This window comes from Zarconia sp., assembly GCF_057467645.1.
Window position 1 is genome coordinate 49,083 of sequence record NZ_JBRJXU010000162.1, and the last position, 24,974, is coordinate 74,056.

Genomic DNA, 24,974 nt, shown 5'->3' on the forward strand with positions numbered 1-24,974 from the left:
TCTATGTTTCCGATCCGAAGCATTGCAAAACTTATTACTCGTTCCGCCTCAGGTGTTAAACCGCCAAAGATTTACTTAATTTCAAGTTGGAAGACACAAACTGCAATTGTTTATCGAAAAAGTTTTCGATTATCCGCTCTTTCGATTTCAGATAATATTTGCTTAACCCTTGCTAAAACTAAACTATCCAAAAATCTTCTATTTGAGTATTCTAATATTTTTGAAATTCAAGATTTTTTATGTGTTCCTAAAAAATTAGATTTATCTAATATTGATATTTTAAAACCATCAGTTATTAATTTTACTGATTGGTTTTTAGAAAGAGTAGATATCTCGAAAAATTACTTTAAATTACCAGGGAAAACTAAAACTTTTAAATACGATCGCATTGATACATTTATTCCTAAAATATTTAAAGATTTATTCGATTTGTTGACCGTTCCAGAAATTCTTGGACAGTATTTTGGTCAAGTTCTAGATAAAGATCACGATAACGAAAATTTAAATGTTGCAAGACGTAAGATAAATCAAGACAAAATTCCAACCCAAGTACCTAGTGAATGGGATATTTTAAAGCCCATTTTATTACCTCCCCTCTCACTAGAGTTTCCCCAAGAGTTAGATTTTTATTGTGAGCTTCGTGGTTATCAGCAACAGGGAATTAGTTGGTTGGTAGATCGACCATATGCTTTACTAGCGGATGAAATGGGGACTGGAAAGACAGTTCAAGCAGTGAATGCTTTACGTTTGCTATTTCGTCAAGGTAAGATTCGTTCTGCATTACTTGTATGTCCACCGGCGGTCATTGGTAGTATTAATTTAACGCTTGAAACTGGAAAGTCTGAAGGATGGAGTGGACATTTTTATCATTGGGCTTCAGAGCTTGAAGTTACTGTTATGCATGGTGGAAATCGAAAGCAGCGAAAAATAGCTTGGGAATGCCCATTCCATATTTATATTACAACATATGCAACACTTCGTGGAGATCTAAAAAATAATCTTTTACCCGAACATAAAAAGTTTGATTGTATAGTTATAGATGAAGCACAAAAAATAAAAAATAGCGAAACTAAAACCTCAAAAGCTATTCGTTCTTTACAATCAGAGTATCGTTGGGCACTGACAGGAACGCCAATTGAAAATAAAATAGATGATGTAAAATCCTTATTTGCTTTCATACATCCCAGTTTATTCAGAGGTGGAGTTGAGTATTCTCCTGAAACTGTAAAAAATTCTATCGAACCCTATATGCTACGTAGATTAAAGCAGGATGTTTTGCAGGATCTTCCTGATAAAGTTCGACAAGAAGACTGGCTAGAACTAGATCGAAATCAACAAGCAGATTACAACCGAGCACTAGAAGCTGGACAGCGTAAAATTGAAACATCTTTAGGTGTGGAGACAACGGCTCAAGTTCAAAAACATATCTTTGCACTACTGGTAGAATTAAAGCAAATTTGTAACTTTGCCACAGAAAAGTTAGAAAGTCCTAAAACAGAGCGTTTGCTCGAATATATAGAAGTTATTTCCGAGAATAATCAAAAAGTTTTAGTATTCTCACAGTATAAAAAAGAAGGCACTGATAAAATTGCAAAATTATTCGATCGTCATGAAATTCAATATGTTTTGTATACAGGTCAGCTTTCTAAACAGCAAAAAAATCAAGCAGTCAGTGATTTTCGCAGCAACCCAGATATTACAGTATTTCTTGCAACGATTGATACTGCTGGTTATGGCATAACACTTACTGAAGCCACATATGTTATTCACTTCGATCATCCCTGGAATCCAGCTAAGATGAATAACGCGGAGGATAGAACTCACCGAATTGGTCAAATACATGGTGTAACTATCTACAGCTTTTGGATGACAGGGACTATTGAAGAGCGGATTAGTAAAAAATTGACTGAAAAACTTCAATTAGTTAAAAATACTATTGATAATTTAGCTGTAGAAGTAATTGAAAATGCTATATCTACTGAAGATTGGCTGGATATCTTTGGTGTTCAGAACAACGATCGAACAATTCCTGTAGAAGCAAAGTCAGTCGATAAACCTGAGCCTAAAATACGTAAAAATACAAAAGCACGAGCCAAAACTAACTCAGCAGAACTACCTAACTCAAAATCTAGTCCATCTATTAAGTCGCCTACAGAGTCTAACCAAATGTTTAACGATCGCCTTCGAGCAGTTGAAAAAAATATAAATCTTCTTAGCCAGCAAATAGCTGATCGAGAGGAAGCAAAAAGTATTGCCCCCTTTGAGGATAAAGCTCGTATCATGTTAAGTATTCAGAAGCTACGTGAAGAGATGCTTCCTTATGAAAAAGAATACTGGGAGATTCTAGCTGCACGGGCAACTCAGATGCAGATCCCTGAGCAAGAAGCAGAAGTTGTAGTGGCAGAATTCGTCGAGCAAGTCGAAAAACTCCAAACTAGCAGTCAGTATCCTCCTGAAGTGCTGGAACTTTTGCAGAAAATTTATCTTGAAGTGAGTAAACCCGGAAAATCAGATTCGGCCAAACTTACGGGTGTATTATCAATGTTTCCACCATTTATCAACTTAGCTTACGAGGTTGACATTGACCCCAAACGTCTTTGTAGTACTCACCTGCCAACATTTACTAATTGGTACATGGCTTTAAGTCGAAAGGTACTCAAGTCTGACTGAGTTGTGACTTAGTGGACACACAGATGTAAACCCGATCGCATCTCCACTTTCCGACAATCCTCCACACCAAAAAGGCGATCGTTAAGAACTTTCAAGAATCGAACGGGGTAGACACAGGAGCACTACCCTGTTCGATGTGTTCAACCACACGAGGTTTACCCCAACTCTCCCATCGATCGCATAAAAAAGACTTGTTATATTGACAACAAATTGTCAGCGCATCTCAGCATCAAGGAGGAAAAACGATGGCAACACCCGAAGATCGAGAACGAGAACTCGAACGAAAAGAACGAGAACTGCGCGAAAGAGAACAAGCCATTCGTCTCAAAGAACTCGAAGACGAACTGAATAAATCCAGCGATCCACCCTATTACGAGACCGAAAAACACGAGAAACCGGAAGGGAAACTAAAGCGGTGGTCGAAAAAACTGACGAACATCGCTCAGTTTTGCGGCATTACGATCGCGGTGATCGTCAGTATTAAAATTGCTGCTTGGCTGACCACTGTAATTCTCGTTGGCGGAGTGGCATGGGTGGGTTACAAGCTGTTTGTTGAAGGCGATCGATCTTCTTAAGGCAACAGATGATGACAGAAAGTAACAAAAAAGTGGTTTCTGCATAATCGAGCTAAAAAGTACTGATAACTTCATGGCAGATCTATTGTTCGATCTCCGTCCGCTATTACCTCACCCATTCCATCGACGGTGAGTTACCCCTTTTTACCGGTTGACATCTAAAAACCATCGTAGGTTCAATATTATGAAAACCTGGCCGAAATGGCTTCCCTCTGCCAACTCCTGGATGAGTGCGGTTCTACTCGTCCTGTTGATGCGGGGAATCTCTGAAATTGTCAAAATTATCATGAGTTTGGGGGATTCCCTCGCTCAGATCGTCCCCAATTTAAGACTCGTTCTTTACGGCGCGGCGCTGCTATCGCCAATTGTGGCGATAGCCGTAACTCACCATTTACTCCACGGCGTTTTCGATCGCTGGTTTCCCGAAACTCGCATCCCCGAAGTGAATCCGACACGGGGTGTTTTTCCCAGTTTGATGAGTTGGTGGGAAGGTTTTTTTGGCTGGCAGACGATTGCGCTGATTACCCTCGTGGGGAGCTTGTTTCAGTTTCTTTTCGTTCCGTCTTTCAGTTCGCTGTCTTATCCTCTTTTTCATAATGTTTTCGGTACGTGGGACGAGCTAAAAGAGTTTTTTAAAGTGACCAATCTCGTTCGCATTTGTACGGCAGCCTATCTGTATCAATTCGAGCATTTAGTTCGTCAGCATTTGATGAGCGTTGGCGCACAAGCTTCTTCGGAAAATTGAGTCAACCATCGAACTCAAGATTTGATAACTTACGGTGCATCTACCCAAAAAAACAAGTAAATTCATAGAGAGTCATTTGAATGGGTAGTCAAGTTAAAACTGATTCGTTTATCGATAATCTCGATCGATTTTCTCAAACTCGATGGGAAATTGCCGATCGACTCAGCCACATTGCAAAAACGATCGAGCGAGGAGAAGAGGCAGGAGAAACGCGATCGGGAAAATTTGAACTGGATACAGAAATTGCCGACTGCAAAATGGCAAGCGAAAACTTAAAAAATGGGGTTTTCCGCTTACTGGTATTGGGAGACTTAAAGCGCGGAAAAAGTACGCTGCTCAATGCATTACTCGGTGACAAACTTTTACCCAGCGATGTCAATCCCTGCACGGCCATTCTAACCATCTTGCGCTACGGAACCGAAAAGCAAGTTACCCTCTTTTTCAAGAACGATCGACCCCCTCAAAAACTTGATATTAAAACCTTTGCCCGAGAGTACACCATCGATCCAGACGAAGCCAAGACTCTCGCAGCCCGCAACCAGCTTGCCTTTCCCGAAGTAGACTACGCAGTGATTGAATATCCTTTACCACTGTTGAAAAAAGGGATTGAAATTATCGATACTCCCGGTCTTAACGATACAGAAGCGCGAAATCAACTCACTCTCGGCTATCTCAATAAATGCCACGCAGTTCTGTTCGTTCTCGATGCAACTCAACCGCTAACTCTCGATGAGCGTCGCTATTTAGATAATTATATCAAAGAGCGAGGATTAACGGTATTTTTTATTCTCAATTTTTGGGATAAAATTCGCAAAGCGGCTGTCGATTTAAATGACCCAGAAGAACTCAAAGAGGCAGAAGCTAAAATTCGGACAGTATTTCAAACTAATTTAGCGCCATACTGTCAGATTGAAGGGCAAAACCGTTATGACAATCGCGTTTTTGAAGTGTCGGCATTAAATGCATTGCGCCAGCAGCTCAAATTTCCCGATCGCCCCCTGGAAGGAACCGGTTTACCGGCTTTATCAAACGCGATCGATCATTTTTTAACCCAAGAACGCGCCGTTGCCGAACTGCGTCAGGCACGCACCTTAGGTCACCAAGCCCATTCTCGCCTCCAAGAAGCGATCGCCCGTCGCATTCCATTATTAGATCGCAATGTAGAAGAATTGAAGCAGCAAATTCAATCCACTCAACCAGAATTCGATCGACTCAAAGAGATTCGCGATCGCTTCCAAGCCGAAATTCACCAAACTCGCGATTGTCAAGCCAAAGCGATTTCCGAGTCTTTTCGATCGTACATTTTAGACCTGGGCAAAACCTTTGAAACGGACTTCGTTCGCTACCAACCCGATTTGAAGTTTCTCGATGCTCTCAGTCAAGGAAAAAGGGACGAGTTTAAAACTCAATTCCAACGGGCTTTCGAGCGGTATATAAACGAGAAAGTTCTCGCCTGGGAACGCAGTGCAGAACGGGACTTAAACGCAGCCTTTTCTGGGTTGGCGCAACGTGCCCAAAGTTACGGTACTCAGTATGCCAAAATTGTCGATTCCATCTCCGAAAAATCCATCGGGAAAAATGTTCGCGTCGATCGCAACCTTGAAGATGAAAACACCACCCCCGGATGGGCAAACTGGGCGATGGGTTTCGTTTCTCTCGCATCGGGAAATGTCGCTGGCGTGGTACTCGCCGGGGCGGGTTTCGATTGGAAAAATATCCTCGTCAATTATTTAGGTGTGATTGGGATTAGCAGCTTTTTACTCATTTTTTCCGGAGGTTTGTTGGCTTCGATTGGTATTTGGGGCATTCCCCTACTCGGTTTGGGAGTCGGCGCGTTTCAAGTGGATAAAGCCCGTCAAGAGTTGATTCGCGCCACCAAAAAAGAGTTTGTCAAATATCTGCCGCAACTCGCCCGAGAACAACAGCAGGGGATTTACGATATCGTCATCGCCGGTTTTGAGGATTACGAACGAGAAGTTATCGGGCGCATCGATAGTGATATGGCTTCGCGCAAAGCCGAACTCGATAATTTACTCGAGCGGAAAGAATCCCATCAAATCGATCGCGATGGCGAAGTCGATCGTTTACAACAATGGGAAACTGAGGTTCGTTCCCAAGTCGAGCAACTCGACGGGATTTATCGAGGTTTCCTGGCACGAGCGAGTTGATTTTGGGTAAACATTTATATTAGTCGTGAGAGGGAGATGGGGAGAGGAGGAGAGGGGGAGACGCGGGGAGGAAGACAAGGGAGAATAACAGATTTTTCATTTCAATTGTCAATTTTCAATTTTCAATTAACTCTCCCCCTGCCCCCAATTCTCCCGAAGCCCCATTCCCCATTCCCTTAGATACCTACCCACTGACAATCTCAATGCCGGATCGTTCTCAAAACCTCATCCATCACCTTCAAACTGCACTCGGCGTTCTGGAATTGGACGACACCTCGTCGCTGTCGCAAGATGTGCGGGCGATGGCAGAGGCAGCGGATACCTCTCATTCGTCAGACAATTTTCAAATTGCGGTTTTTGGTCCGTTCAACTACGGTAAATCGACGCTTCTCAACGCCATGCTGGGGCAGCGAACGTTACCCATCGATTTGATTCCCACCACGGGGGCAGCGATTCGCGTCTGTTCTGGGGAGCAATTGACGACAAAAATTACCCTCAAAAATGGCAGACAAATTCAAGAGGATGGTATCGAGATTTTAAAAGAGTACGCCATTCTCGACGATCGCCGCCGAATGCGAGAGGATGTGGAATCGGTGGACGTGTGTTGTTGCCATCCGTTCCTCAAAACTGGCGTAGAATTTCTGGATTTACCTGGAACGAACGATCGCAGCCAACAAGATGACTTAGTTCGCGATCGCCTCTTAGGCGCAGATTTGGTGGTGCAGGTTCTCGACGGGCGGCAGTTGATGACCTTGGGAGAGCGGGAAAACCTGCGAGATTGGCTGCTCGATCGCAATATTACCACGGTCGTATTTGCTGTCAATTTCCTCAATTTAATGGAACCGGGCGATCGCAAAAAAGTCTTTAACCGCCTCTGTTTCGTTGCCGAAAGCTTTCGATCGCAACTGCCGGCTGGGATTAGCAACCTCTACCGCGTTGATGCCCTCCCCGCCTTGCGCGCCCGCTTGAAGGGGAACGCCGCCGCTGCCCAGGAGACGGGACTTCCAGCCTTTGAATCGGCACTGCAACATATCGTCTCGACGCAACTTTCCAACGGGACAACCAAAACCGAGAATCGCGTTTCTCGCTGGCGGGCGATCGTCGATCGCATTAAACCCGAACTGCAAGCCAAAATCGCTACCCTTGATGGGGAAATTGCCGCCAGCGAGCAGAAGCATCACGGCAAACGAGCCATTCAGCAAAAAGCTCAAAAACTGCTGCAACAAAGCCTGCAAGCGAGTCTCTCGGATTTCCAAGGTTGGCTGTACGCCCCCAAATTGGTCGATCGCTATCGAGGGGAACTCGCTGCTGCCATCGAGCAAGATCGGTTTTACCGTTGGGAAGCCGAGGTCTTTAAACCCACCGTGCGAAAATACCAACAGGCGATCGATGAATGTGTCGATCGCGCCTGCGAATTCTTCGGACATCCCCATCCCGGTAAACTCTCTCTCCCCTTCCCCAGCGACCCGCCAGCGCCTCCTAAAGCGACTGCAAGTTCCCCCTCATCTACCTCTTCTAGCGAGCCTTCTACGGTCGCTGCAGCGACGGGATTTGGATTTATTTTTGGGGGGTTACCCGGTGCGGCGGTTGCTGGTGGGACGACTTACGTTCTCAAAAAACTGCTCGATCGCGATCGAGCTCAATCGAAGAGTGCACCCACCGACGGCGAAATCGCTCAACTCTGCGAAACCGCCGCCGGGGAATACTTAGAATGCTTCAGCCGCGATGCCTTTGCCACCCTCGGCGAGTACGAAGCCGCATCCGAAGCCGTGACGCAACTGCCCCCAGAAACTGCTCCACCCACGAATACCCCCGCGCACCATCAACGACAACTCTGCCAGCGGGTTTTAGCTGACTTGGAAGAGGCTTTAGGGGCGATCGAGTAAAGTTGCGATAAATTAGTGAATATTGAGTGCCGACACGCAAATCGTCATGTTAGCCACCTCCCCCGATCGCAACATCACCTGGGAAAAGTTACCCGATGATTTCGTACTGCCCGACGACCCTGTGGATAATATCAACCAACCCGCCCTGGCTGCGGCTTTAACCGAAAGCTTGCAGCTTGCCGGAAAACTGCCCGAAACCGCCCTGACGTCCACCAACTACGGCATTTGCGCCACCCTCGACGGCAAATTTGTCGTCAAAGCCCCAGATTGGGCCTATATCTCCCACATCACCGTTCCCCGAGAGGAGGTGGTTCGCAGCTACACTCCTCGCCTTCAGGGGGAAATTCCAGCAATCGTCCTGGAGTTTCTCTCGGAAACCGACGGTGGCGAGTATTCCGTCAAGGAAACCTATCCGCCGGGGAAATTTTTCTTCTACGAACGGATTTTGCAAGTGCCCAATTACGGGATATTCGATGTTGAAGCGGGGGCATTAGAACTCTATCGTCTCGGCGAAACTAAGCGATATCGTTTGGAATCCGCCAACGAAAACGAGCGCTTCTGGATACCGGAAATGCAGCTTTTTCTGGGGGTTTGGCAAGGCACTCGCGAAAACCGTCAAGGCTACTGGCTGCGGTGGTGGGATGAAGAGGGGAATTTGCTGTTGTGGGGTGAAGAGCGAGTGGCAGCCGAACGCCAGCGTGCTGAAACCGAACGCCAACGTGCCGAAACCGAACGCCAACGCGCCGAACAACTCGCCGCCCAACTACGAGCAGCTGGGATCGAGCCAGAAGCGTAGTTATAGCCACCGCCACATCAATTAAGACACTCGTCAAGGTTAGCAGAGGAGGCTCCAGGAGGTACAGGAGAGTTAATGGACAATTGACAATGAAAAATCTGTTATTCCCTCTTGTCTTCCTTGTCTCCCTTGTCTTCCTTGTCTCCCTTGTCTCCCTTGTCTCCCTTGTCTCCCCTACCGAACTGTTAGCGTATACCGACCGTTCCCGGTATTGTCGTAGGAATTCACCACCACCCGATAGGTGCCGCTACTGGGCAGTGTCACCCGCAGCATGGAATTGGTGTTTCCCTCGCGAGCATCGTCATTTTGTTCGATCGCCCCTCCTTGGGCATCCAACAACACCAAATACGTGTCGAACTCGTCGCTTTCTAGGGTAATCGTGACCGTCTGACCCGCACGACCTTCAAAAGAATGCAGATCGAAGAAGCTATTATCGTTGGGCAACATCGTGTCTCCTTCTTCGAGTGCCCCGCGTTCGAGGAGGATCGTCCTCCCCGTTCCCCCAGGTGCTTGGGGTTTGGGGATACCGCTTTGGCGGCCGGCGGTGACCGTCTTCACCTCCAAGCGATAGGTTCCCGATTCATCCCCACCGTAGGAGTTCGCAATCAGGGTATAGGTTCCCGATTCGGGCAACCGGACGACGATTTTGGCATCGGTTCCGCCACCGCCATCGTCATCTTGCGCCAGTTCCCGACCGCCAGGTCCGAGCAAAATTAGATAGGGGTCGATTTCTCCACTGTGCATTTCAATGGAAATTCGATCGCCAGCTTTCCCCTCAAAGGTGTAGGTATCGAAAAAGCTGTTATCCATCGGCAGCACGTTGTCACCGCGATCGAGGCTGCCGTCGATGGGGGGGTCGTTGAGGGCGATCGATTGCGGCGGCTGGGTAGTGCCCGGTACGGGGGGATTTTGGGCAACGCGGGGGGCGCTTCCATCTTCAACGGAAGCGAGGAACGGTTCGATGCGATCGATAGCAATCGCAAATCCGATGCCGATATTGCCCGCATTAAACCCCGGACTGAAAATCGACGTATTCACGCCTATCAACTCCCCTTGGGAATTGAGTAGCGGACCGCCGGAGTTCCCAGGATTGATGGCGGCATCGGTTTGGATCGTGCCCCGTTCGGGGTCGAGACGGCTGACAATGCCAATCGTAAAGGTATTTTGCAAGCCGAACGGACTGCCGATGGCAAAGGCACGCTGACCGACGCGCACGGAATCGAGATCGGCCATGGGGATGGTGGGTAAATCCTCAACATCGGCAATTCTCACCGCTGCGAGATCTAACCCATTGGGATCGAAGGCGATGACTTCACCGGTAAACTCGCGACCGTCAGCAAGGGTTACGGTGACCGTATCCCCGGCATTGGCAACGACGTGAGCGTTGGTCAAAATCAACCCATCGTCGGAGATGATGCTTCCACTTCCCGTGGCACCAGCCGCATTGATGGCGACGACAGCGGGACTGGCTTGTTCGTAGACTCGGATATTGGTTTCTTCATCCTCATCTTGAGCAATAGCTGGAAGATTCGTGAAGGGAAGAGTTCCAGAGAGCGAACTAAAGGTTAGTCCGATGGCAAGTAAACTTACGGCGATCGGGGATAGACGTAGAAGTGGCATTTGGGCTGATTTCGACATTCGGCGATCGGTCTTTCATTTATTGTCTGCAAATCTTCCACAAGAATCCACAACGGGTATGACAACTCTCAAAGTGCCATGGAGACAAGTACCCTACAATTGGGGAATTCTTTGGGAGAAACTCCATAGACATTGGCAGGGAAATCAAAAATACGCTCGATTTCTATGCCCAAGTCAAGTATCGATCTCCTGCGTCCTCCCCCACTTACCCCTTTTGTGCAGGAGTTTAGTAGCGATCGTAGCGATCGGTGGAATTCTCGTCTTCATCGCCATAGTCGGCTGAAGAATAATCGTCGTAACCCGATGGCGGTGACTTCAGGTCTAAATCTTTTTTCGGTTTGGCCGTTGGCGGTTTGGAGTAAGGGTATTGGGTGTAGTCCGTCGAGGAGGTTCCCGTGTCGTCATCATTGAGGGAATAACTCGAATAGGAGGACGCGGAATAGTCGTCGTAGCCACTAGAGGCTCCACCGCGACTCGAACTCGACGAATTGCCATCGCCATAATCCCTGGAACTACCATCGTAATCTCCACCGCTACGAGAGGAACTGGGGCGATCGTAATCGGTGTAGTCCACCGGAGTGGCATCGACTCTCAAATCGCGAGTGGGAGAAGCGTAGGAATCGGATGAGGGGCGCGATCGCTTCGGACTCGATGAGGGACGACCGTTGCTAGACCGGGTGGAACGGGAACGGGAGGAAGCGCGCTCGAAGGAGCGATCGTCGGCATATCCCGGTTCTTCCCAACCATCGTAGGAACTGGCTGCCCGACGGGTCGATTCGGAAGGGCGAGACGGACGGGTGCGTTTCTTGCCTCCCGGTGCGGGTCGAGAAGCGCCGCTGGCACTGCGGCTGGGGGAACGGCGGCGATCGCTTTCAGTGGCGTAGGGATCGCGGCTGTAAGCCTCTCGAGCGGGACGGCGACTGTCGCGGCTACCGGGAATGTAGCGATCGGTTCGTTTGGGGGGATACTCCCGCGCCGGTTCGATTTCTTCGAGTTCGGCTTCGTAGGGTTCGTAGTCGTAGGCTTGATAGTTCGAACTCACCGATCGCTCGTCATCAACGATCGGACTATTGCGCTTTGCCTGTTGGGTGACGATGCCCCGCAACCGGATACTCTCCACGGCAAAGAACGCCGCCGAACCAGTCATCAAAAATTGACCGAACAGCAAGATCGGATCGAGCCGCCAGCCTTGAAACATCAAAATACCGCCACACAGCAAGGCGACGGCTGCAAAGAAAATATCGTGGTCGCGAGCGAGGGTCGGACGTAGGGAGCGCAGAACGTATAATCCTACACCGGCGGCAACCAGGGCCAGACCGATAAAGCCAGCAAGTCCAAATCCAAAGTTAACCATTCACTTGTCTCCTGAGTCAGTCTTATCTTAACGATTCGTAGACCCGATCTTCAATTTAGCTGTGGCACTCTGGCGTATTTTTTCGCGATCTCCTTCGATTTGAGAGACATCCTTGCCAACCGGGTTCAGACTGGGAGGTGTAATTTGTTAACGTCAGGCGCGCGATAACAGTTTCCGGAGAGGATGGGGTGTGGGGTGTCGGGGGAATGGAATCTCATCGAACTGCCTCCGTTGACCAATTTTCTCCAATGAGGAAAGAGCACTTTCCACAGGTGACCCGAATCCATCTCACCGCTACACCTCTGGACAATCCTTAACCCGAACTGGCGTTCAGTTATGGCGCTATTGAGACAAGTTAACGTGAAGCGCGGGTTAAGCAGAGTCGCGGTAATGACCCGTGGGATTGAAATTCCACTATTTGGAGGTGGATGGAAAAGAGCGATTCGAGCTCCTTGAGATGAAGGTATTCGATAGGATACTCCAATTCGGATTCACCAGAATCGACGATGATGCTTTTCTATTGCCCACACCCGATCGCCCCACACCCCATACCCGCGGCACACACGATCGATAACCGTCTCTAAAACTTCAATCGCTGTCGGTGATTCACCACCGATTCCACTAATCCGATCGCGATAAAATTGGTCAGCAGCGCCGACTTCCCGTAACTCAACCAGGGTAGGGGAATTCCCGTCACCGGGGCGAGTCCGATGGTCATGCTAATATTCACCACGGTCTGAAACACCAGCATCGATAACACGCCGATGGCTAAGAGGGAACCGAAGTTATCTTTGGCGTTTTGGGCGATCGCCACCAATCGCAGACAAATCAACCAAAAGGCAAACACCACCACGATACAGCCGACAAATCCCAACTCTTCCCCAATGGCGGAGAAAATAAAGTCCGTATGCTGTTCGGGGATGAATCCACCCTGGGTCTGCGTCCCTTGATGCAAACCTCGTCCCCACAGTTCTCCGGCCCCGATCGCAATCCGCGACTGAATCAGGTGATAGCCGCCGCCGAGGGGATCTTTATCGGGATCGAGAAACAACACGATCCGGTCTTTTTGATAGTCTTTGAGCAAGCCCCAAAACACTTGCCCCAATTTGCCGAAGCCGATATTCACCGCTACGGCGGTAATCGTGGAAATCCAGCGTCCGGGAAGGGTCATCCACGCCACAACCCCCATCAACAGCACCCACAGGCACCACACCGGAAATAGGGTACTAAAGAGTATCGCCGACACGAGGGGAGACACCAGCAACACCAACCAGCCGGGGTTGGTATTCGCCCAGTACAGCATCCCCATGGTAATCGCCCCAAACACGAGGGAGGTTCCCAGATCTGGCTGTAAAAATACTAAACCCCAGGGGATGGCGGAAACGGCCAGGGTGCGGATGACGACCGGCAGGGTAGACGCAGGTTTCGACTCCAACATCGCCGCCAGGGTAATAATCATCCCCAGTTTGGCAAATTCCGAGGGTTGGAGGTTGAACCCACCAATGGTAATCCACCGCTGTGCCCCCAACCCTTCTGTCCCGATAGCAATCACGGCAATCAGGGAGAGGTTGGTAATGGCGTAGATGGCCCACTTCCACTGAATCAGGTTTTCGTAACGCCAGCGCGCGATCGCCATTGCCCCCACCGTCCCGACGGCCCCCATTAGCCAATGCTGCCACCAGGGAATCGAGTCTAAATTCAGTTGGGTACTGCGGATCACGATCCCGGCAAATACCGTTAAAATCACCGGCAATACCAGTAACAGCCAGTCAATCTGCTGCCATGCGTGAAACCAGTAACGCCAGCGAACGCGAATCAAAGGATTGCGAAACATAGGGAATTTTCATTGATGGTAACGATTTCGAGATCGAGATGCTGCTCGGACGGACGATCTCCAACGCTTCATTCACCTTCATACACAATACGCCATATACCGAATCCCGATGTTAGATAGCAGTTCTCGATCGGCTCGATTTTCTCGATTTCTCGATGTTAATGGGTTTTTCGATGTAATTTGGTCGTCAATTTGTCGATTGCAAGGATTTAATCTATGGCAGTGCACAATTGTTTCATTTACCGGGGTCTTTCCTCCCCTGCTCCCTCTGCCTCCTTTGCCCCCTCTGCTTACCAATACCCGTATCTTCAGCGATCTCGCAGTACCTACAACCGACCCGCGATCGCGACAACAGATGCTTTTCCGGCAATACGCTCGGCGATCGCCTTGAGCTCTCGAGCCGATGCAGAATCGGGGTTAGAAACGACAATGGGTACGCCTTCATCGCCGCCCTCTCGCAGGGGGATTTCTAGGGGAACCCGACCCAATAGTGCTACACCCAGTTCGCTTGCGGTTTTTTCGCCACCGCCCGATCCAAAAATATCATATTGGCGATCGCTTAAATCCGGGGGAATAAAATAGCTCATATTTTCCACGATTCCTAACACGGGAACTCCCAACTGTTGGAACATTTTCAAACCCTTGCGCGAATCGAGCAGGGCAACGGTTTGCGGCGTGGTGACGATAACCGCCCCGGCCATGGGAACCGCTTGGGCGAGAGTCAGTTGCGCGTCTCCGGTTCCGGGGGGCATATCCACGATCAAATAGTCTAACTCGCCCCACTGCACCTGGTAGAGAAATTGGCGAATCACCCCGTTAAGCATGGGTCCGCGCCACACCACCGGTTGGTCTTTATCGATCAGAAATGCCATCGAAACCAGCTTTACGCCGTAGTTAAACGCTGGTTCGAGAACTTCTTGACCGTTTTCCCCCTGGCGCACCATCACTTTTGCATCTCCCAACCCCATCATGTTGGGGGTATTGGGACCGTAGATATCCGCATCCAGAAGCCCCACTTTCGCCCCGGTGGCAGCGAGGGCGACAGCGACGTTGACTGAGACGCTGCTTTTCCCCACGCCCCCTTTGCCGCTAGAGATGGCGATGATATTTTTTACCCCATCGATGCCTTGACGATCGGGCAGGGGCGCTTGTTGCGGGGTTTCAGCCGTCACTTCTACCTCGACGCTTTCCACCCCCGGCAACGTTTTAATTGCCCCTTCGCATTCTTCGACGATGAACTGCCGCAGGGGGCAGGCGGGGGTCGTCAGGACGAGGGTAAAGCTGACATTCCCCGCGTCTACCTTCACGTTGCGAATCATGTTCAGTTCCACCAAGCTTTTTTGGAGTTCGGGATCTTGCACCGGTCGCAGGACTTCTAAAACAGAGGCGGAATCGAGGGTCTTAGACATGGTATTCTGTGATGCTGAAAGGGCGATCGCGGTTAAATGGCAATTGTATCAAATGTATCGTTTTGTTGGGAAAGATGTACATTCTTTAAGTCCTATAGAAACGTTGTGGAACTCTCCTATGATTGTTAAGACTGTTACCTTCAATGGGTATCCAGTCACGATCGACTGAGGAAGAAGGAGAAAAGGTTGCAGACTGCTTCGTTTTTTGTCTGATTTTCGATCTTTACATCGTATTTTGCGTCTGCCCCGCTGACTGAGCGATCGCTCGATTGTTACAAAACCGATTCAAACATCGATCGCTGCCTTCAAATTCTCAATCCTTTCATTGAATCGCCCGTAATTCCAACACGATTCAAACATTCTTCAAAGTTTAGATACAAATTAGATAAAAACCGCATGACTGCTACTTCGACACCCCCCGTACAAACCGCTCCTTCTCTCCCCCCGGATGACTCGAAGCAACGGGTCAGCCAGTTTATGCAGCAACTCCAGGATGAGATTTGTCAGTCTCTCGAGGCCTTAGACGGTACGGGGCGCTTTCGGGAAGATGCTTGGGAACGTCCCGGCGGTGGTGGCGGTCGTTCTCGGGTGATGAGCGAAGGAACGATCTTCGAGCAGGGCGGTGTTAACTTTTCTGAAGTTTTCGGAGATCGCTTGCCTCCCTCCATTCTCAAGCAGCGTCCCGAAGCAGAAGGTCACGGCTTCTACGCCACGGGAACCTCGATGGTTCTGCATCCTCGCAGCCCGTACATCCCCACGGTTCACCTCAACTACCGCTATTTTGAAGCGGGACCGGTGTGGTGGTTCGGCGGCGGCGCGGATTTGACCCCCTACTACCCCTTCGCCGAGGATGCCTCCCACTTCCACCGCACCTTCCAGCAAGCCTGCGATAATCACCACAGCGAATATTATTCGGTATTCAAGCGCTGGTGCGATGAGTATTTCTATTTGAAACACCGCCAAGAGACGCGCGGCGTGGGCGGTCTGTTCTTCGATTACCAAGATGGTCGCGGCGAACTCTATCGCGGTCCCCATCTCGACGGTCCGGCAGCCAACTACAGCCGGGAAATCGGTGCCCCCACTCCCCGAAGTTGGGAAGAGTTATTTGCCTTCGTTCAAGAATGCGGACGGGCGTTTATCCCCGCTTACGAACCCATTGCCCGCCGGCGCAAGGATCTCGAGTACGGCGAACGGGAACGCAACTTCCAGCTGTACCGTCGGGGTCGCTACGTGGAGTTCAATCTGGTGTACGATCGCGGTACGATTTTCGGTCTGCAAACCAACGGACGTACGGAATCGATTCTCATGTCCCTACCGCCCCTGGTGCGCTGGGAATACGGCTACGAACCGGAACCCGGAAGCCGAGAAGCTGAATTATACGATACGTTCTTGAAGCCTCAAGATTGGGCGAACTGGACTCCAGATGCTGGAGTTTGAGGTGAGATTATTTCTGGGTTGAGGGGGGTTAATCCACAAAACCCTTCACGCTCAACCCACTCAAAATGACAGACAATAACCGTATCGAATTGAATGCGATCGATAGAAGTTATCCGAAAGTTATAATTTCTCGATCGCATTTTACTTGGGTTTTTATTGGGATGTTGGTTTGACTCTCTTCAAGATTCGATCGCCGTTCTTCGATCTGGAAAGCTGGGAAAGTTTGCTCGAGAAAATGTTCTCATATCATGAATATGAAATTCGATTGTTGCCAAATCACAGCCATTTTCGCGCGTTATATACCCCAATTCTAAATTTGTAGGTTAGGCAGTGCAATCACTGGTATCAAAGTCTAACTTTCACCAGATAGACTGCCCACTAATCCCGCTGGGATCGACCTTGAGCCAAAAGCACTATAAAAATATTAAAAATATTTCGATCGCCCATTGCATCACACTTTTAATCAAGATAAAACGAGTCGAGATCGGTGGGTAGTTCGATGGTTCGTGAAACAGTTCAATCCCAGTGCGAAAAACTGCTTACCCAACAAACTCCCGAGCTCGTCGTTATTTCTTTCAAACGATTCCCGATGCCCGATTCCCAATTTCTCGCTCCCCACTGTTGCGAGGGTTTCAAATAATTTCCATTCGGCGCGAATCTAAAGTCTTTATGTATAAACTCAAAATTATCTCAGGTCGAGTTTACCTTAAGTTTTAGATTATCAATTCTTGGGAAAGTAAAATTTTATGGCTTGGATGAAACTAACTTCAAAAGCCTTATACCTAATTGCCGGTGGAACTTACCAATATATCGATAAAGTCGATCTCGATTCTTCCGACAACGAAGAATATCAAATCACCTTTCCGGTCTATTGGTTTCAAGGTCAAGATAGTCCCCCCCGGCGGATGTCGATTAACCTCAAAGAAACTCGGGAACCCACCCCCTATGGTAGCGGTGGCGGTGGAGAAACCCACACTCCCACTCCCCCGAATCCTCCCGTTGCGGGTCCGATGCCCGATTACAATGGCGATTACTACGAAGGTCGCGTCTGGCCCTGGGTGGTGGTTGCCCCCAGCGGTTTGAACTGCCGTGCCGATGCAGAGCTATCTGCCGCGATTAAGACGGGTTTCGCACAAGGGACGGTCATCGAATCGGGCGGCTGGAAAGCAGATTCCCAAGGGCGACCTTGGCTGTATATTCCTGCTGAAGAAGGGTTCGTTCGATCGAATACCCGCTTTATCCAACCGGCTTATTAAAAACCCGCCAACTCAAAATCGTTTTGACAAAAACATTGGACTTATAATTGGACAACAATAAAGGTCGATCCCCTGTTCGGTTTCAGGTGCGATCGACTTTTTTTTCATGTTGGTTTTTCGTGTTTGTTTTTCATATTTAGGGAATGAAATGGTTTGTTGCCTTGAATTCAGCCTGCGGGACTTACGAGTTTTACGCTCGAATGATTCAAGTTGCCGTCACTTCAGCCCTTGAAAATACGGAACTCGCTCCGTATTTACTCTTTGACGGTACGAGTAACGAACTCACAGCTTGGTTCGAGGATATTGGGGGAAAAGTCTTATACTGTCGCAGCAGCTTCGCCGAGAATCTCGCAGCTTTAGCCGCGCAAAAAGGCGATCGCAACATTTATACCATTGGTTCGGGGGCATTTATTCGGGTCGATATTCCCAGAATCCTCGCCGAACGCGGTATCGATGATGAGTACGTGTTGTATACCGATTGTGATGTCATGTTCCTCAAAAATCCCGTCCCTATCCTCCAAAAAATTTGCTGTCGGTATTTTGCCGTTTCTGCGGAGCATCAAATTGGCAATTATCGAGCGATGAATACCGGCGTGATGCTGATGAATACTCGTAATTTAGGGCGAACGCTACCGGGGTTTTCTCGCTACATTCGATCGAATCTCGAATGGCTTTGTGCGGGGACTTGGGACCAGGATGCCTATCGAAATTACTATCGATTTCCCCGCCAACGGTGGTGCAATCGCTGGAGTAGGTCTCGATGGACTCCGCTACCGGAAATTTTGAACTGGAAACCCTATTGGGGCAAAAATCCAGCAGCGGCGATCGTTCATTTTCATGGTCCCAAACCGTTTATGCAAGAGGCCGTCGCACGAGGTGAAATTCCAGATGCTTATCAACCGCTTATCTCAGAAGGATACAACGAATACTGTCAAATTTGGTATCGAATTCAGGCAAATATCGAATCTAAATGAATATCGATCGAAACTCCCACAAAAAAATGAGATTGAGTGATTCTTAAAGTTCTCGAATTGCACCAATAATTACCGATTTTCCATAAAACTTCGTTCGCGACCCGTAAATTTCGATGTCGATAGTATTTCCACCCTTTTTTTTGCCTTTTACCTCACACAAAATCTGTTTGCTTTGAGCGCGGATACATCGATACACTCGTTCGGAAAATACATCGTAATCTTCATCAGCAATCAAACCAAATAGCGATTCGAGTTCGACTAATTCGCCAAAAGAATAATCAAAAATTTGAGCCAAACGAGGATTGGCATACAGTAATTTTCCATCCCAGACGATCGTATACAATCCAATGGTCGATAAATTAAAGGTTTTGGGAATTCGATCGAGCTCGGGAGCAAATCCCTCAGAAATGGGGACTTCTGTATTCTTTGAGGTGGGTGTGCCACCGTTGCCGTTGGTTTGGACGATCGCCTTAGTCGTCGGCACCGAATGAATTTTAGGGGGTAGGGTGGCAATCGGGGGAGTCGTTGAAGGGGTTCCCGGATTTTGGTTTTCAACGTATAGTAAAGCACTTTCTAGCACCAAAGAAACCTGCGCTGCAGTCAATTTCATCAAACTAGCCGCTTCGTAGCGAAAATGCGCGGGTTGAGAATGCATGAGGGTAACGATCGCGAGCATGGTTTTGCCGCGAAAAATGGGGACGCACAACGCAGACCGAACGGTGTAGGGTTCGTCGGGAATTGTTAACCAGCGATCGTCGTGGGTGGCATCCGTAACCAAACCAATTTGACGGTTGCGATGTACCCAACCCGCGAGTCCTCTTTCCAAAACTTGCCCGATCAGACGAGATTTCTTTGGTAAAATTGTGGCTCCTCGGGCGAGTACGCTTTCGATAACAACACCATTTAAATTGAGTAAAAATAAGCTACTGGCTTCGGCATTCGTTAGCCGAGTCGCACTTTTTAATATTTGTTGAGATAAAGATCTAAGGATAAGAGAATTCGAGGCCGTTCGAGCCGTTGTTACCCAAGTTCTGAGTAAATCAGTTTGCGCTTGAAAGGCAAGTTTAATGGTATTGAGATCGGATATTTCTTGTTTCATATTCGCTAATTCATCAATTAGCTTTTCTCTAGGTAGATTGGGTTCTATCATGTTTTTAAAAGTGAATAAAATACATTCGGACTAAAAATATCCGATCGTGTCTTAATTTTATCGTAATATAAAATACTTCGAGAGACTTTGCATCCCCTATCTTGCGAAGTTAAAAGGAGGATCTGGTAATAATTTCGAGATCGTGGCTCGATGGGTTAGATTTTAATTGGGTTGTGATGAAAATTGAGGTTGAGTCAGCTAACGAGTTTGGGTTTTATCTGTAGAAATACTCAGGTCTCGAAATCCGTTCGTCAACTCCTTCGAGATGGGATTGAGATGCGATCGAAACCACCCTCGCGGGGGAACTTGCAAAGAAAGTTACAGAATGTATAGTAAAATAGAACTAACTTCGCCTCGTAATAGATGACTTCTCCCACTTCACTTCCTCCAACTCTCGATAAAATGGTGCAGCGCTTTAAGCGAGCCTCCGAACCGAAGCGACGCTACGAACAGTTGCTTCATTTAGCCAAACGCCTGAACGACTTTCCGACCGAAGAGAAAGTTCCCGCGAATAAGGTTCCCGGTTGCGTGTCTCAAGTTTATATTACAGCCAAGCTAGAGGACGGAGGAGTGCGCTTCAAGGGAGATTCCGACGCTCAACTCACGAAAGGTCTCGTTGCCTTTTTAATCGAAGGTCTTAATGGCTTGACACCGGCTCAAATCGTCCAACTTCCCCCAGATTTTATTCAGGAAACCGGACTGAGTCAGAGTTTGACTCCTTCTCGGGCTAATGGCTTTTATAATATTTTTAGTACGATGAAGAAGAAGGCTTTGTTGTTATCGAGTGAAGAGCTGTCGAACGTTTGAAGTGCCAGAACACTTGGAAAGCCACAGAAAAGTGCTGGAGTCTCAATTCTTTCGTCTGCAAGATGTGTCTGGGAGTGTTGGTAGATGAAAACAGCTGTAATATTGGCTGATACCGGCGTTTGTAATTCGTGAAAGTTGGCAACAGTTTGCTCGGTTTATAACGATTAAAATCTCACACGAATCCAGTTAGGCTCGATAGTTAGTCATATTTCGAGCACCTTATAGCTCGATCGAAACAGTCATGAAAGGACACTTACTATCTTGACTATTCTGAAGATCGTAACTTTCGGAGCGCGATTCTTTTGACTGTTTCGATTGCCAATATTCGAGCAGTCTATTTTGGACAACTTCACCTTGAAGCCAAGGGTTTACCGGACTCAGAATAACCGTAATCATACGACTTTGCTTAAACCTCCTTAATGTATGATTTACGAGAATACACTTATGTTAATCAAAGTTAATAATGCCGTCAACGACAACCTGATTGATGGAGAGGCGATCGTCGCTGCCTCATTGAACTTAAGTATTGTATCCTACGCTACGCATCGTTGTAAGTTTTTTACAAAAATTCCCCTAAAGTTACAAATTTGTAACTTTTGCATAAAAAAAAGTTATATCAAGTTCGGATAATTAGTGACAATTAAGCGCAATTGCTGAATCTCTTCTCCACTTCTCTCGGTCGCCGTTCCCTTGCGTATGCAACCCCCTAGGGGTCCGACCGATACCCACGCCCCCAAAGCCAAAGCTTTCTCCAGCTCCCGATGCTCACTTGAACCGGAGTTGTAAGCATTTAACTGAACTTGGTATTATACGGTCTCCGTGCTGCATGAGGTCATTGTCGTGGAAGTGAGGTGAGACCCCATCGGAGGATACGGCAACGATGAACGCCATGTGCAACTTAATATCTCCAAAATCCTCTCCCACGGGGGGAAGGGGAAAAGGGGGATCAGTCTACTCGCTCACCATATCGCAAGTGCAAAAAGAGCGCACACCGCGTGATTAGGGGAAAATAAAGTCATTGGCGTTGAGGGAACCGAGACCGGTGACGCCATCAAGCTTCGCTAAAATGCGACTGTCGTTTCTGTTCGTATTATCGGAGTTTTCATCGTAAATGAGATAGGTACTATCTCCCAATTCGTAAGCAAAGAGAAATTGTCCCGGTAAGAGAACATTATTCTCGACAGAAGCACCAGTCTGGATCGTCGGATTGAGATTGGCAAAATTCGTAATCCCATCGACATCCTCTTCAAATTCAATGCGATCGACCCCTCGCGTAAAGTCTACGATCGTATCGTGTCGGTTCTGGTTGATTTTCGTCTGAATACTCATTTCACTATTTGCCACAAAGGGATTAGAACCATCTTCTTGCGCTTCGTACACGAAAATCTCCGCTCCAGCCCCTCCCGTGAGGCGATCGCGACCGGGACCTCCAATTAAAATATCGCTTCCCAATCCCCCACTAATATCATCGTTTCCATTTCCTCCATTCCAAATATCCACACCATCCGTTCCCAGGAAGGTATCGTTCCCATTGCCGGGATTTTGATTACTTCTAAGAGTGGTTACCGTGGCAGTTCCCATATTGCCAAAAGCATCAACCACGGTATAGTCAAACGTTGTATTATTTGCTGGATTATTAATGATGATAGAAGTAGGATCGTCCACAGGTTGGGGGGTGACTCTGATGGCGGGCGTTATTGCGACAATCGACAACCCCACCCCGAGATCGTTTTCCAGAAGTGCACTAACCGGTAGAGTGTTAATGGCACCAATAGACACCGTTATGATATCTGCGATCGGCTGCGGTGGGTAATTCACCGTACTCACCACTGGGGCGCTGCTCCCGAAACCGTCGTTGGCGATCGCTGTAATCGATCGCGATGCTCGATTGGGGGTTGCAGAAGTATTGTTATAGCTAACAGTACGCAATACAGTCTCGAAAGCTGCCAGGGAAGCCGTACCGTTGATGGCTTGCAACGTCAGGGTTCCCGAGCCGCTATCGTAATTAGAGGTGACTTCCGTGGAATTCGTCGCAGCGAGCGTTTCCGCACCAACATCGAGCAAGTTAGAAATTTGGACCGTCACCGAGGTGAGGTTCGGACTGTCTGGATCGGTAATCGTTAAACCCGCATCGGTAATCTCCACTGGCGTTCCCGGATTGAATACGGTGCTAAAGTTCGCGCCATCACCACTGCCATTGAGATCGATCGCCGGTAGTGTATTGGAAAGCACCTCGCCGATGTTGACCGTAACGGTTGCTGCCGCCGAATCCGCTTTTCCATCGCTGACGATAAACTCAAACGAAGTCGAGGTTGGCTCGAATTGTCCCGACGGGGGCACAAAAATCACAATTCCCTGGGGGTTAGTGACGGGGGTATTATTTTGTGTAATCGGCGTACTGGGGTTTATACCATCTGCTGTTTGAAACAGTTGACCTTGAAAGCCCGATGGGGGCGTGAAAATTACCGAAGAATCGTCTGTTCCCAGAGATACATCCGTCACCCGTCGGGTTATGGGGTCGCCATCACCATCAAAACCAGGCAGGGTAATGGGGATACTGGTGTTAAAGTCAGTGGCAACAGTGATTGAATTGGCGACCGGAATATCTTCTACCGGGAAAATATCGATCGTAATCGTGGCGGAGTTTGAATCCACCGTGCCATCGTTGGCGAGGAAGGTCAACGTATCCTGTCCGCTGACGTTGGGATTGGGGGTGTAGACGAAAAAGCCACTTAGAGGATCGCTAATCGTCACCTGCCCCAGGGTGGGGTCGTTAATGATACTAAAGGTTAACTGGTCGTCGTTGGCATCGGTGGCATCGAAGAAACCAGTGACGAAGTTATCTTCCGTGGTGTTGAGGGTACCGGCGCGGGCAAAGGGGGGAATGTTGTCGCCATCGCCACCATCGCTACCACCATCGCCGCCATCACCACCGCCATCGCCACCATCGCCACCACTACCATCTCCTTCGAGGGGATCGAGGGAAGCGGTGAGAGTCTCGCGGGTAATGACCCCTTCCTCGACATTACGGAAAATTGCCAAAAAACTGCCGGTACTGTCGCCCAAATCGCGAATAATGACATCGCCGCGTCCGTTATTGCTGGCGTTGGGAACGAACTGAATGTTAATTTCCGGCAATCTCAGACCCCCAGTCAGGGCAATGCGATCGCCCACTTCAAAATCGAGAATCAGATCCGCTTCTTCTGGGGTTGTGCCCCCTCCACCTTTGCTTAACACGAATAAATCGTTCCCCGCACCACCAGACAGGGTATCGGTTCCCCGATCGCCAGAAATCACGTCATTTCCAAGTTCCCCCGCCAAGAAGTCATTTCCCTGACCCCCAAAGAGGAAATCCGTATCCATGCCGCCGAATATGGCATCGTCCCCGCCATTACCGAAGAGAGTGTCTGCCCCCTTATTGCCAAAAATCAGATCGATCCCCTCATCGCCGCTGCCGAGATCGTCTCCCTGACCGTTGAGTAAAATATCGTTGCCCCGACCGCCGTAAGTAGAGTCGTTGCCCTGGTTTCCTCCGATGACATCGTTGCCGGCATTGCCGAAAATCACATCGTCGCCATCAAACCCGAGGACATTGTCATCTCCGACTTGGGCAGCAATCTCATCGTTCCCGAGGCTGCCAAAGAGCAAATCTGCGATCGGTGTTCCTGTGATTTCGGCCATAATTTCAACGGGCGTGCTAACTCTAACGATCGAACGGTTTTTATTATTGCTTGGATCGGGCAGGAGGGGGGAGATGCGTTCGGTCTACTCAGCAGACTGAGTCTTAGAGGATTCGGTTCCCGGATCGTCTAAGACCAGTCTAGGGCGATCGCGCGCAGGTGAGAGCTCGCAGATCGATCGTTCCCACCATCCCATTGGCGACGTTTCCAAGATACTCTATAAAATGGTGAATCTGTGAGGCATCACGATGGACGAGCGCGATCGACGAGATTTAGAGGTTTTCAATTCGGAGTTAGAAGAACTCTCCTCTCGCGTTCGCTCTGTGGCATCCCAATTTCCCCAGGACGTACATGTGCTCTTGAGCCTGTTGCGCGCCCTAGAAAGCCTCCATCGCGAGATTTGCGAAGATTACTTTCAAGGGGCATTACCTGAAAACCGACAAGCGCTGTACAATCTCTTGCGAGAAATCGAATCGAAGGGAGGCTGGCCCTATATTCCTCGCATGAAGCTACGATCGCTATTGAAGCAGCTCCTAGAGGAAGAAGAAGTCCCAGCCGAAGGGGAAGAGACTTGAGGATTTGTCCTGGCGTCGAC

The 24,974-nt window shown here is 48.6% G+C and carries 17 protein-coding genes; 11 read left to right on the plus strand and 6 right to left on the minus strand.

Going from position 1 to position 24,974, the window contains the following annotated elements; translation table 11 throughout:
* Positions 1–3: 3 nt before the first annotated feature.
* The 6 genes from AC2215_RS23985 (at position 4) to AC2215_RS24010 (ending at position 8,840) form a co-directional block, all read left to right on the plus strand.
* On the plus strand, positions 4–2,670 hold the full coding sequence (locus AC2215_RS23985) for a DEAD/DEAH box helicase (protein WP_486812543.1): 2,667 nt from the start codon (positions 4–6) through the stop codon (positions 2,668–2,670).
* A gap of 245 nt (positions 2,671–2,915) precedes the next feature.
* Positions 2,916–3,245: a hypothetical protein gene (locus AC2215_RS23990; RefSeq protein ID WP_486812544.1), complete on the plus strand. Its 330-nt coding sequence runs from the start codon at positions 2,916–2,918 to the stop codon at positions 3,243–3,245.
* Positions 3,246–3,429: 184 nt separating this feature from the next.
* Positions 3,430–3,990 (plus strand): hypothetical protein, encoded by a 561-nt coding sequence (locus AC2215_RS23995; RefSeq protein WP_486812545.1) that lies wholly within the window; start codon positions 3,430–3,432, stop codon positions 3,988–3,990.
* A gap of 80 nt (positions 3,991–4,070) precedes the next feature.
* Positions 4,071–6,158: a dynamin family protein gene (locus tag AC2215_RS24000; protein ID WP_486812546.1), complete on the plus strand. Its 2,088-nt coding sequence runs from the start codon at positions 4,071–4,073 to the stop codon at positions 6,156–6,158.
* A 203-nt stretch (positions 6,159–6,361) separates the two neighbouring features.
* Positions 6,362–8,044: a dynamin family protein gene (locus AC2215_RS24005; RefSeq protein ID WP_486812547.1), complete on the plus strand. Its 1,683-nt coding sequence runs from the start codon at positions 6,362–6,364 to the stop codon at positions 8,042–8,044.
* A gap of 46 nt (positions 8,045–8,090) precedes the next feature.
* Entirely contained in the window at positions 8,091–8,840 is a 750-nt protein-coding gene (locus AC2215_RS24010) for a Uma2 family endonuclease (protein ID WP_486812548.1), read from the plus strand.
* Positions 8,841–9,014: 174 nt separating this feature from the next.
* On the opposite strand, the gene AC2215_RS24015 is transcribed toward AC2215_RS24010, so the two are convergent.
* The 4 genes from AC2215_RS24015 to AC2215_RS24030 all read right to left on the minus strand — a co-directional run bounded on the left by AC2215_RS24015 (position 9,015) and on the right by AC2215_RS24030 (position 15,075).
* A complete protein-coding gene (locus AC2215_RS24015) occupies positions 9,015–10,460 on the minus strand; it encodes a trypsin-like peptidase domain-containing protein (protein ID WP_486812549.1) in 1,446 nt (481 codons plus the stop codon).
* Between the two features lie 244 nt (positions 10,461–10,704).
* Complete coding sequence (locus AC2215_RS24020; RefSeq protein ID WP_486812550.1) at positions 10,705–11,832, minus strand: Ycf66 family protein; 1,128 nt, start codon at positions 11,830–11,832, stop codon at positions 10,705–10,707.
* A 580-nt stretch (positions 11,833–12,412) separates the two neighbouring features.
* Positions 12,413–13,666 carry a rod shape-determining protein RodA gene (gene rodA / locus AC2215_RS24025; RefSeq protein ID WP_486812551.1) on the minus strand — a complete coding sequence of 418 codons (1,254 nt, stop codon included), beginning with the start codon at positions 13,664–13,666 and terminating at the stop codon, positions 12,413–12,415.
* 326 nt (positions 13,667–13,992) lie between these two features.
* Entirely contained in the window at positions 13,993–15,075 is a 1,083-nt protein-coding gene (locus AC2215_RS24030) for an Mrp/NBP35 family ATP-binding protein (protein WP_486812552.1), read from the minus strand.
* A 396-nt stretch (positions 15,076–15,471) separates the two neighbouring features.
* Between AC2215_RS24030 and hemF the strand changes: the two genes are divergently transcribed.
* The 3 genes from hemF to AC2215_RS24045 all read left to right on the plus strand — a co-directional run bounded on the left by hemF (position 15,472) and on the right by AC2215_RS24045 (position 18,742).
* Complete coding sequence (gene hemF / locus AC2215_RS24035; protein ID WP_486812553.1) at positions 15,472–16,512, plus strand: oxygen-dependent coproporphyrinogen oxidase; 1,041 nt, start codon at positions 15,472–15,474, stop codon at positions 16,510–16,512.
* Positions 16,513–17,258: 746 nt separating this feature from the next.
* Positions 17,259–17,768 (plus strand): hypothetical protein, encoded by a 510-nt coding sequence (locus AC2215_RS24040; protein ID WP_486812554.1) that lies wholly within the window; start codon positions 17,259–17,261, stop codon positions 17,766–17,768.
* 143 nt (positions 17,769–17,911) lie between these two features.
* Entirely contained in the window at positions 17,912–18,742 is an 831-nt protein-coding gene (locus AC2215_RS24045) for a hypothetical protein (protein ID WP_486812555.1), read from the plus strand.
* Positions 18,743–18,785: 43 nt separating this feature from the next.
* On the opposite strand, the gene AC2215_RS24050 is transcribed toward AC2215_RS24045, so the two are convergent.
* Positions 18,786–19,841: a GAF domain-containing protein gene (locus tag AC2215_RS24050; RefSeq protein WP_486812556.1), complete on the minus strand. Its 1,056-nt coding sequence runs from the start codon at positions 19,839–19,841 to the stop codon at positions 18,786–18,788.
* Between the two features lie 414 nt (positions 19,842–20,255).
* Here AC2215_RS24050 and AC2215_RS24055 point away from each other — a divergent pair, with 414 nt between their 5' ends.
* The gene (locus tag AC2215_RS24055) at positions 20,256–20,699 is read left to right on the plus strand and encodes a SufE family protein (RefSeq protein ID WP_486812557.1); all 444 of its coding nucleotides are present in this window, start codon (positions 20,256–20,258) and stop codon (positions 20,697–20,699) included.
* Positions 20,700–21,698: 999 nt separating this feature from the next.
* Here the strand turns inward: AC2215_RS24055 and AC2215_RS24060 are convergent.
* Positions 21,699–24,380 carry an Ig-like domain-containing protein gene (locus AC2215_RS24060; RefSeq protein ID WP_486812558.1) on the minus strand — a complete coding sequence of 894 codons (2,682 nt, stop codon included), beginning with the start codon at positions 24,378–24,380 and terminating at the stop codon, positions 21,699–21,701.
* A 247-nt stretch (positions 24,381–24,627) separates the two neighbouring features.
* Between AC2215_RS24060 and AC2215_RS24065 the strand changes: the two genes are divergently transcribed.
* Positions 24,628–24,954, plus strand: coding sequence for a hypothetical protein (locus AC2215_RS24065; protein ID WP_486812559.1), 327 nt, complete (start codon positions 24,628–24,630; stop codon positions 24,952–24,954).
* The last annotated feature ends 20 nt before the right edge of the window (positions 24,955–24,974 follow it).

What these genes read in the sequence shown, in the direction of transcription:
- hemF (WP_486812553.1), top strand. Translation starts at nt 15,472, where the DNA reads ATGACTGCTACTTCGACACCCCCCGTACAAACCGCTCCTTCTCTCCCC.
- AC2215_RS24060 (WP_486812558.1), bottom strand. Translation starts at nt 24,380, where the DNA reads ATGGCCGAAATCACAGGAACACCGATCGCAGATTTGCTCTTTGGCAGC.
- AC2215_RS24010 (WP_486812548.1), top strand. Translation starts at nt 8,091, where the DNA reads ATGTTAGCCACCTCCCCCGATCGCAACATCACCTGGGAAAAGTTACCC.
- AC2215_RS24040 (WP_486812554.1), top strand. Translation starts at nt 17,259, where the DNA reads ATGGCTTGGATGAAACTAACTTCAAAAGCCTTATACCTAATTGCCGGT.
- AC2215_RS24020 (WP_486812550.1), bottom strand. Translation starts at nt 11,832, where the DNA reads ATGGTTAACTTTGGATTTGGACTTGCTGGCTTTATCGGTCTGGCCCTG.
- AC2215_RS24045 (WP_486812555.1), top strand. Translation starts at nt 17,912, where the DNA reads ATGAAATGGTTTGTTGCCTTGAATTCAGCCTGCGGGACTTACGAGTTT.
- AC2215_RS24030 (WP_486812552.1), bottom strand. Translation starts at nt 15,075, where the DNA reads ATGTCTAAGACCCTCGATTCCGCCTCTGTTTTAGAAGTCCTGCGACCG.
- AC2215_RS23990 (WP_486812544.1), top strand. Translation starts at nt 2,916, where the DNA reads ATGGCAACACCCGAAGATCGAGAACGAGAACTCGAACGAAAAGAACGA.
- AC2215_RS24015 (WP_486812549.1), bottom strand. Translation starts at nt 10,460, where the DNA reads ATGCCACTTCTACGTCTATCCCCGATCGCCGTAAGTTTACTTGCCATC.
- AC2215_RS24000 (WP_486812546.1), top strand. Translation starts at nt 4,071, where the DNA reads ATGGGTAGTCAAGTTAAAACTGATTCGTTTATCGATAATCTCGATCGA.
- AC2215_RS24050 (WP_486812556.1), bottom strand. Translation starts at nt 19,841, where the DNA reads ATGAAACAAGAAATATCCGATCTCAATACCATTAAACTTGCCTTTCAA.
- AC2215_RS23995 (WP_486812545.1), top strand. Translation starts at nt 3,430, where the DNA reads ATGAAAACCTGGCCGAAATGGCTTCCCTCTGCCAACTCCTGGATGAGT.
- rodA (WP_486812551.1), bottom strand. Translation starts at nt 13,666, where the DNA reads ATGTTTCGCAATCCTTTGATTCGCGTTCGCTGGCGTTACTGGTTTCAC.
- AC2215_RS24005 (WP_486812547.1), top strand. Translation starts at nt 6,362, where the DNA reads ATGCCGGATCGTTCTCAAAACCTCATCCATCACCTTCAAACTGCACTC.
- AC2215_RS24055 (WP_486812557.1), top strand. Translation starts at nt 20,256, where the DNA reads ATGACTTCTCCCACTTCACTTCCTCCAACTCTCGATAAAATGGTGCAG.
- AC2215_RS23985 (WP_486812543.1), top strand. Translation starts at nt 4, where the DNA reads ATGTTTCCGATCCGAAGCATTGCAAAACTTATTACTCGTTCCGCCTCA.
- AC2215_RS24065 (WP_486812559.1), top strand. Translation starts at nt 24,628, where the DNA reads ATGGACGAGCGCGATCGACGAGATTTAGAGGTTTTCAATTCGGAGTTA.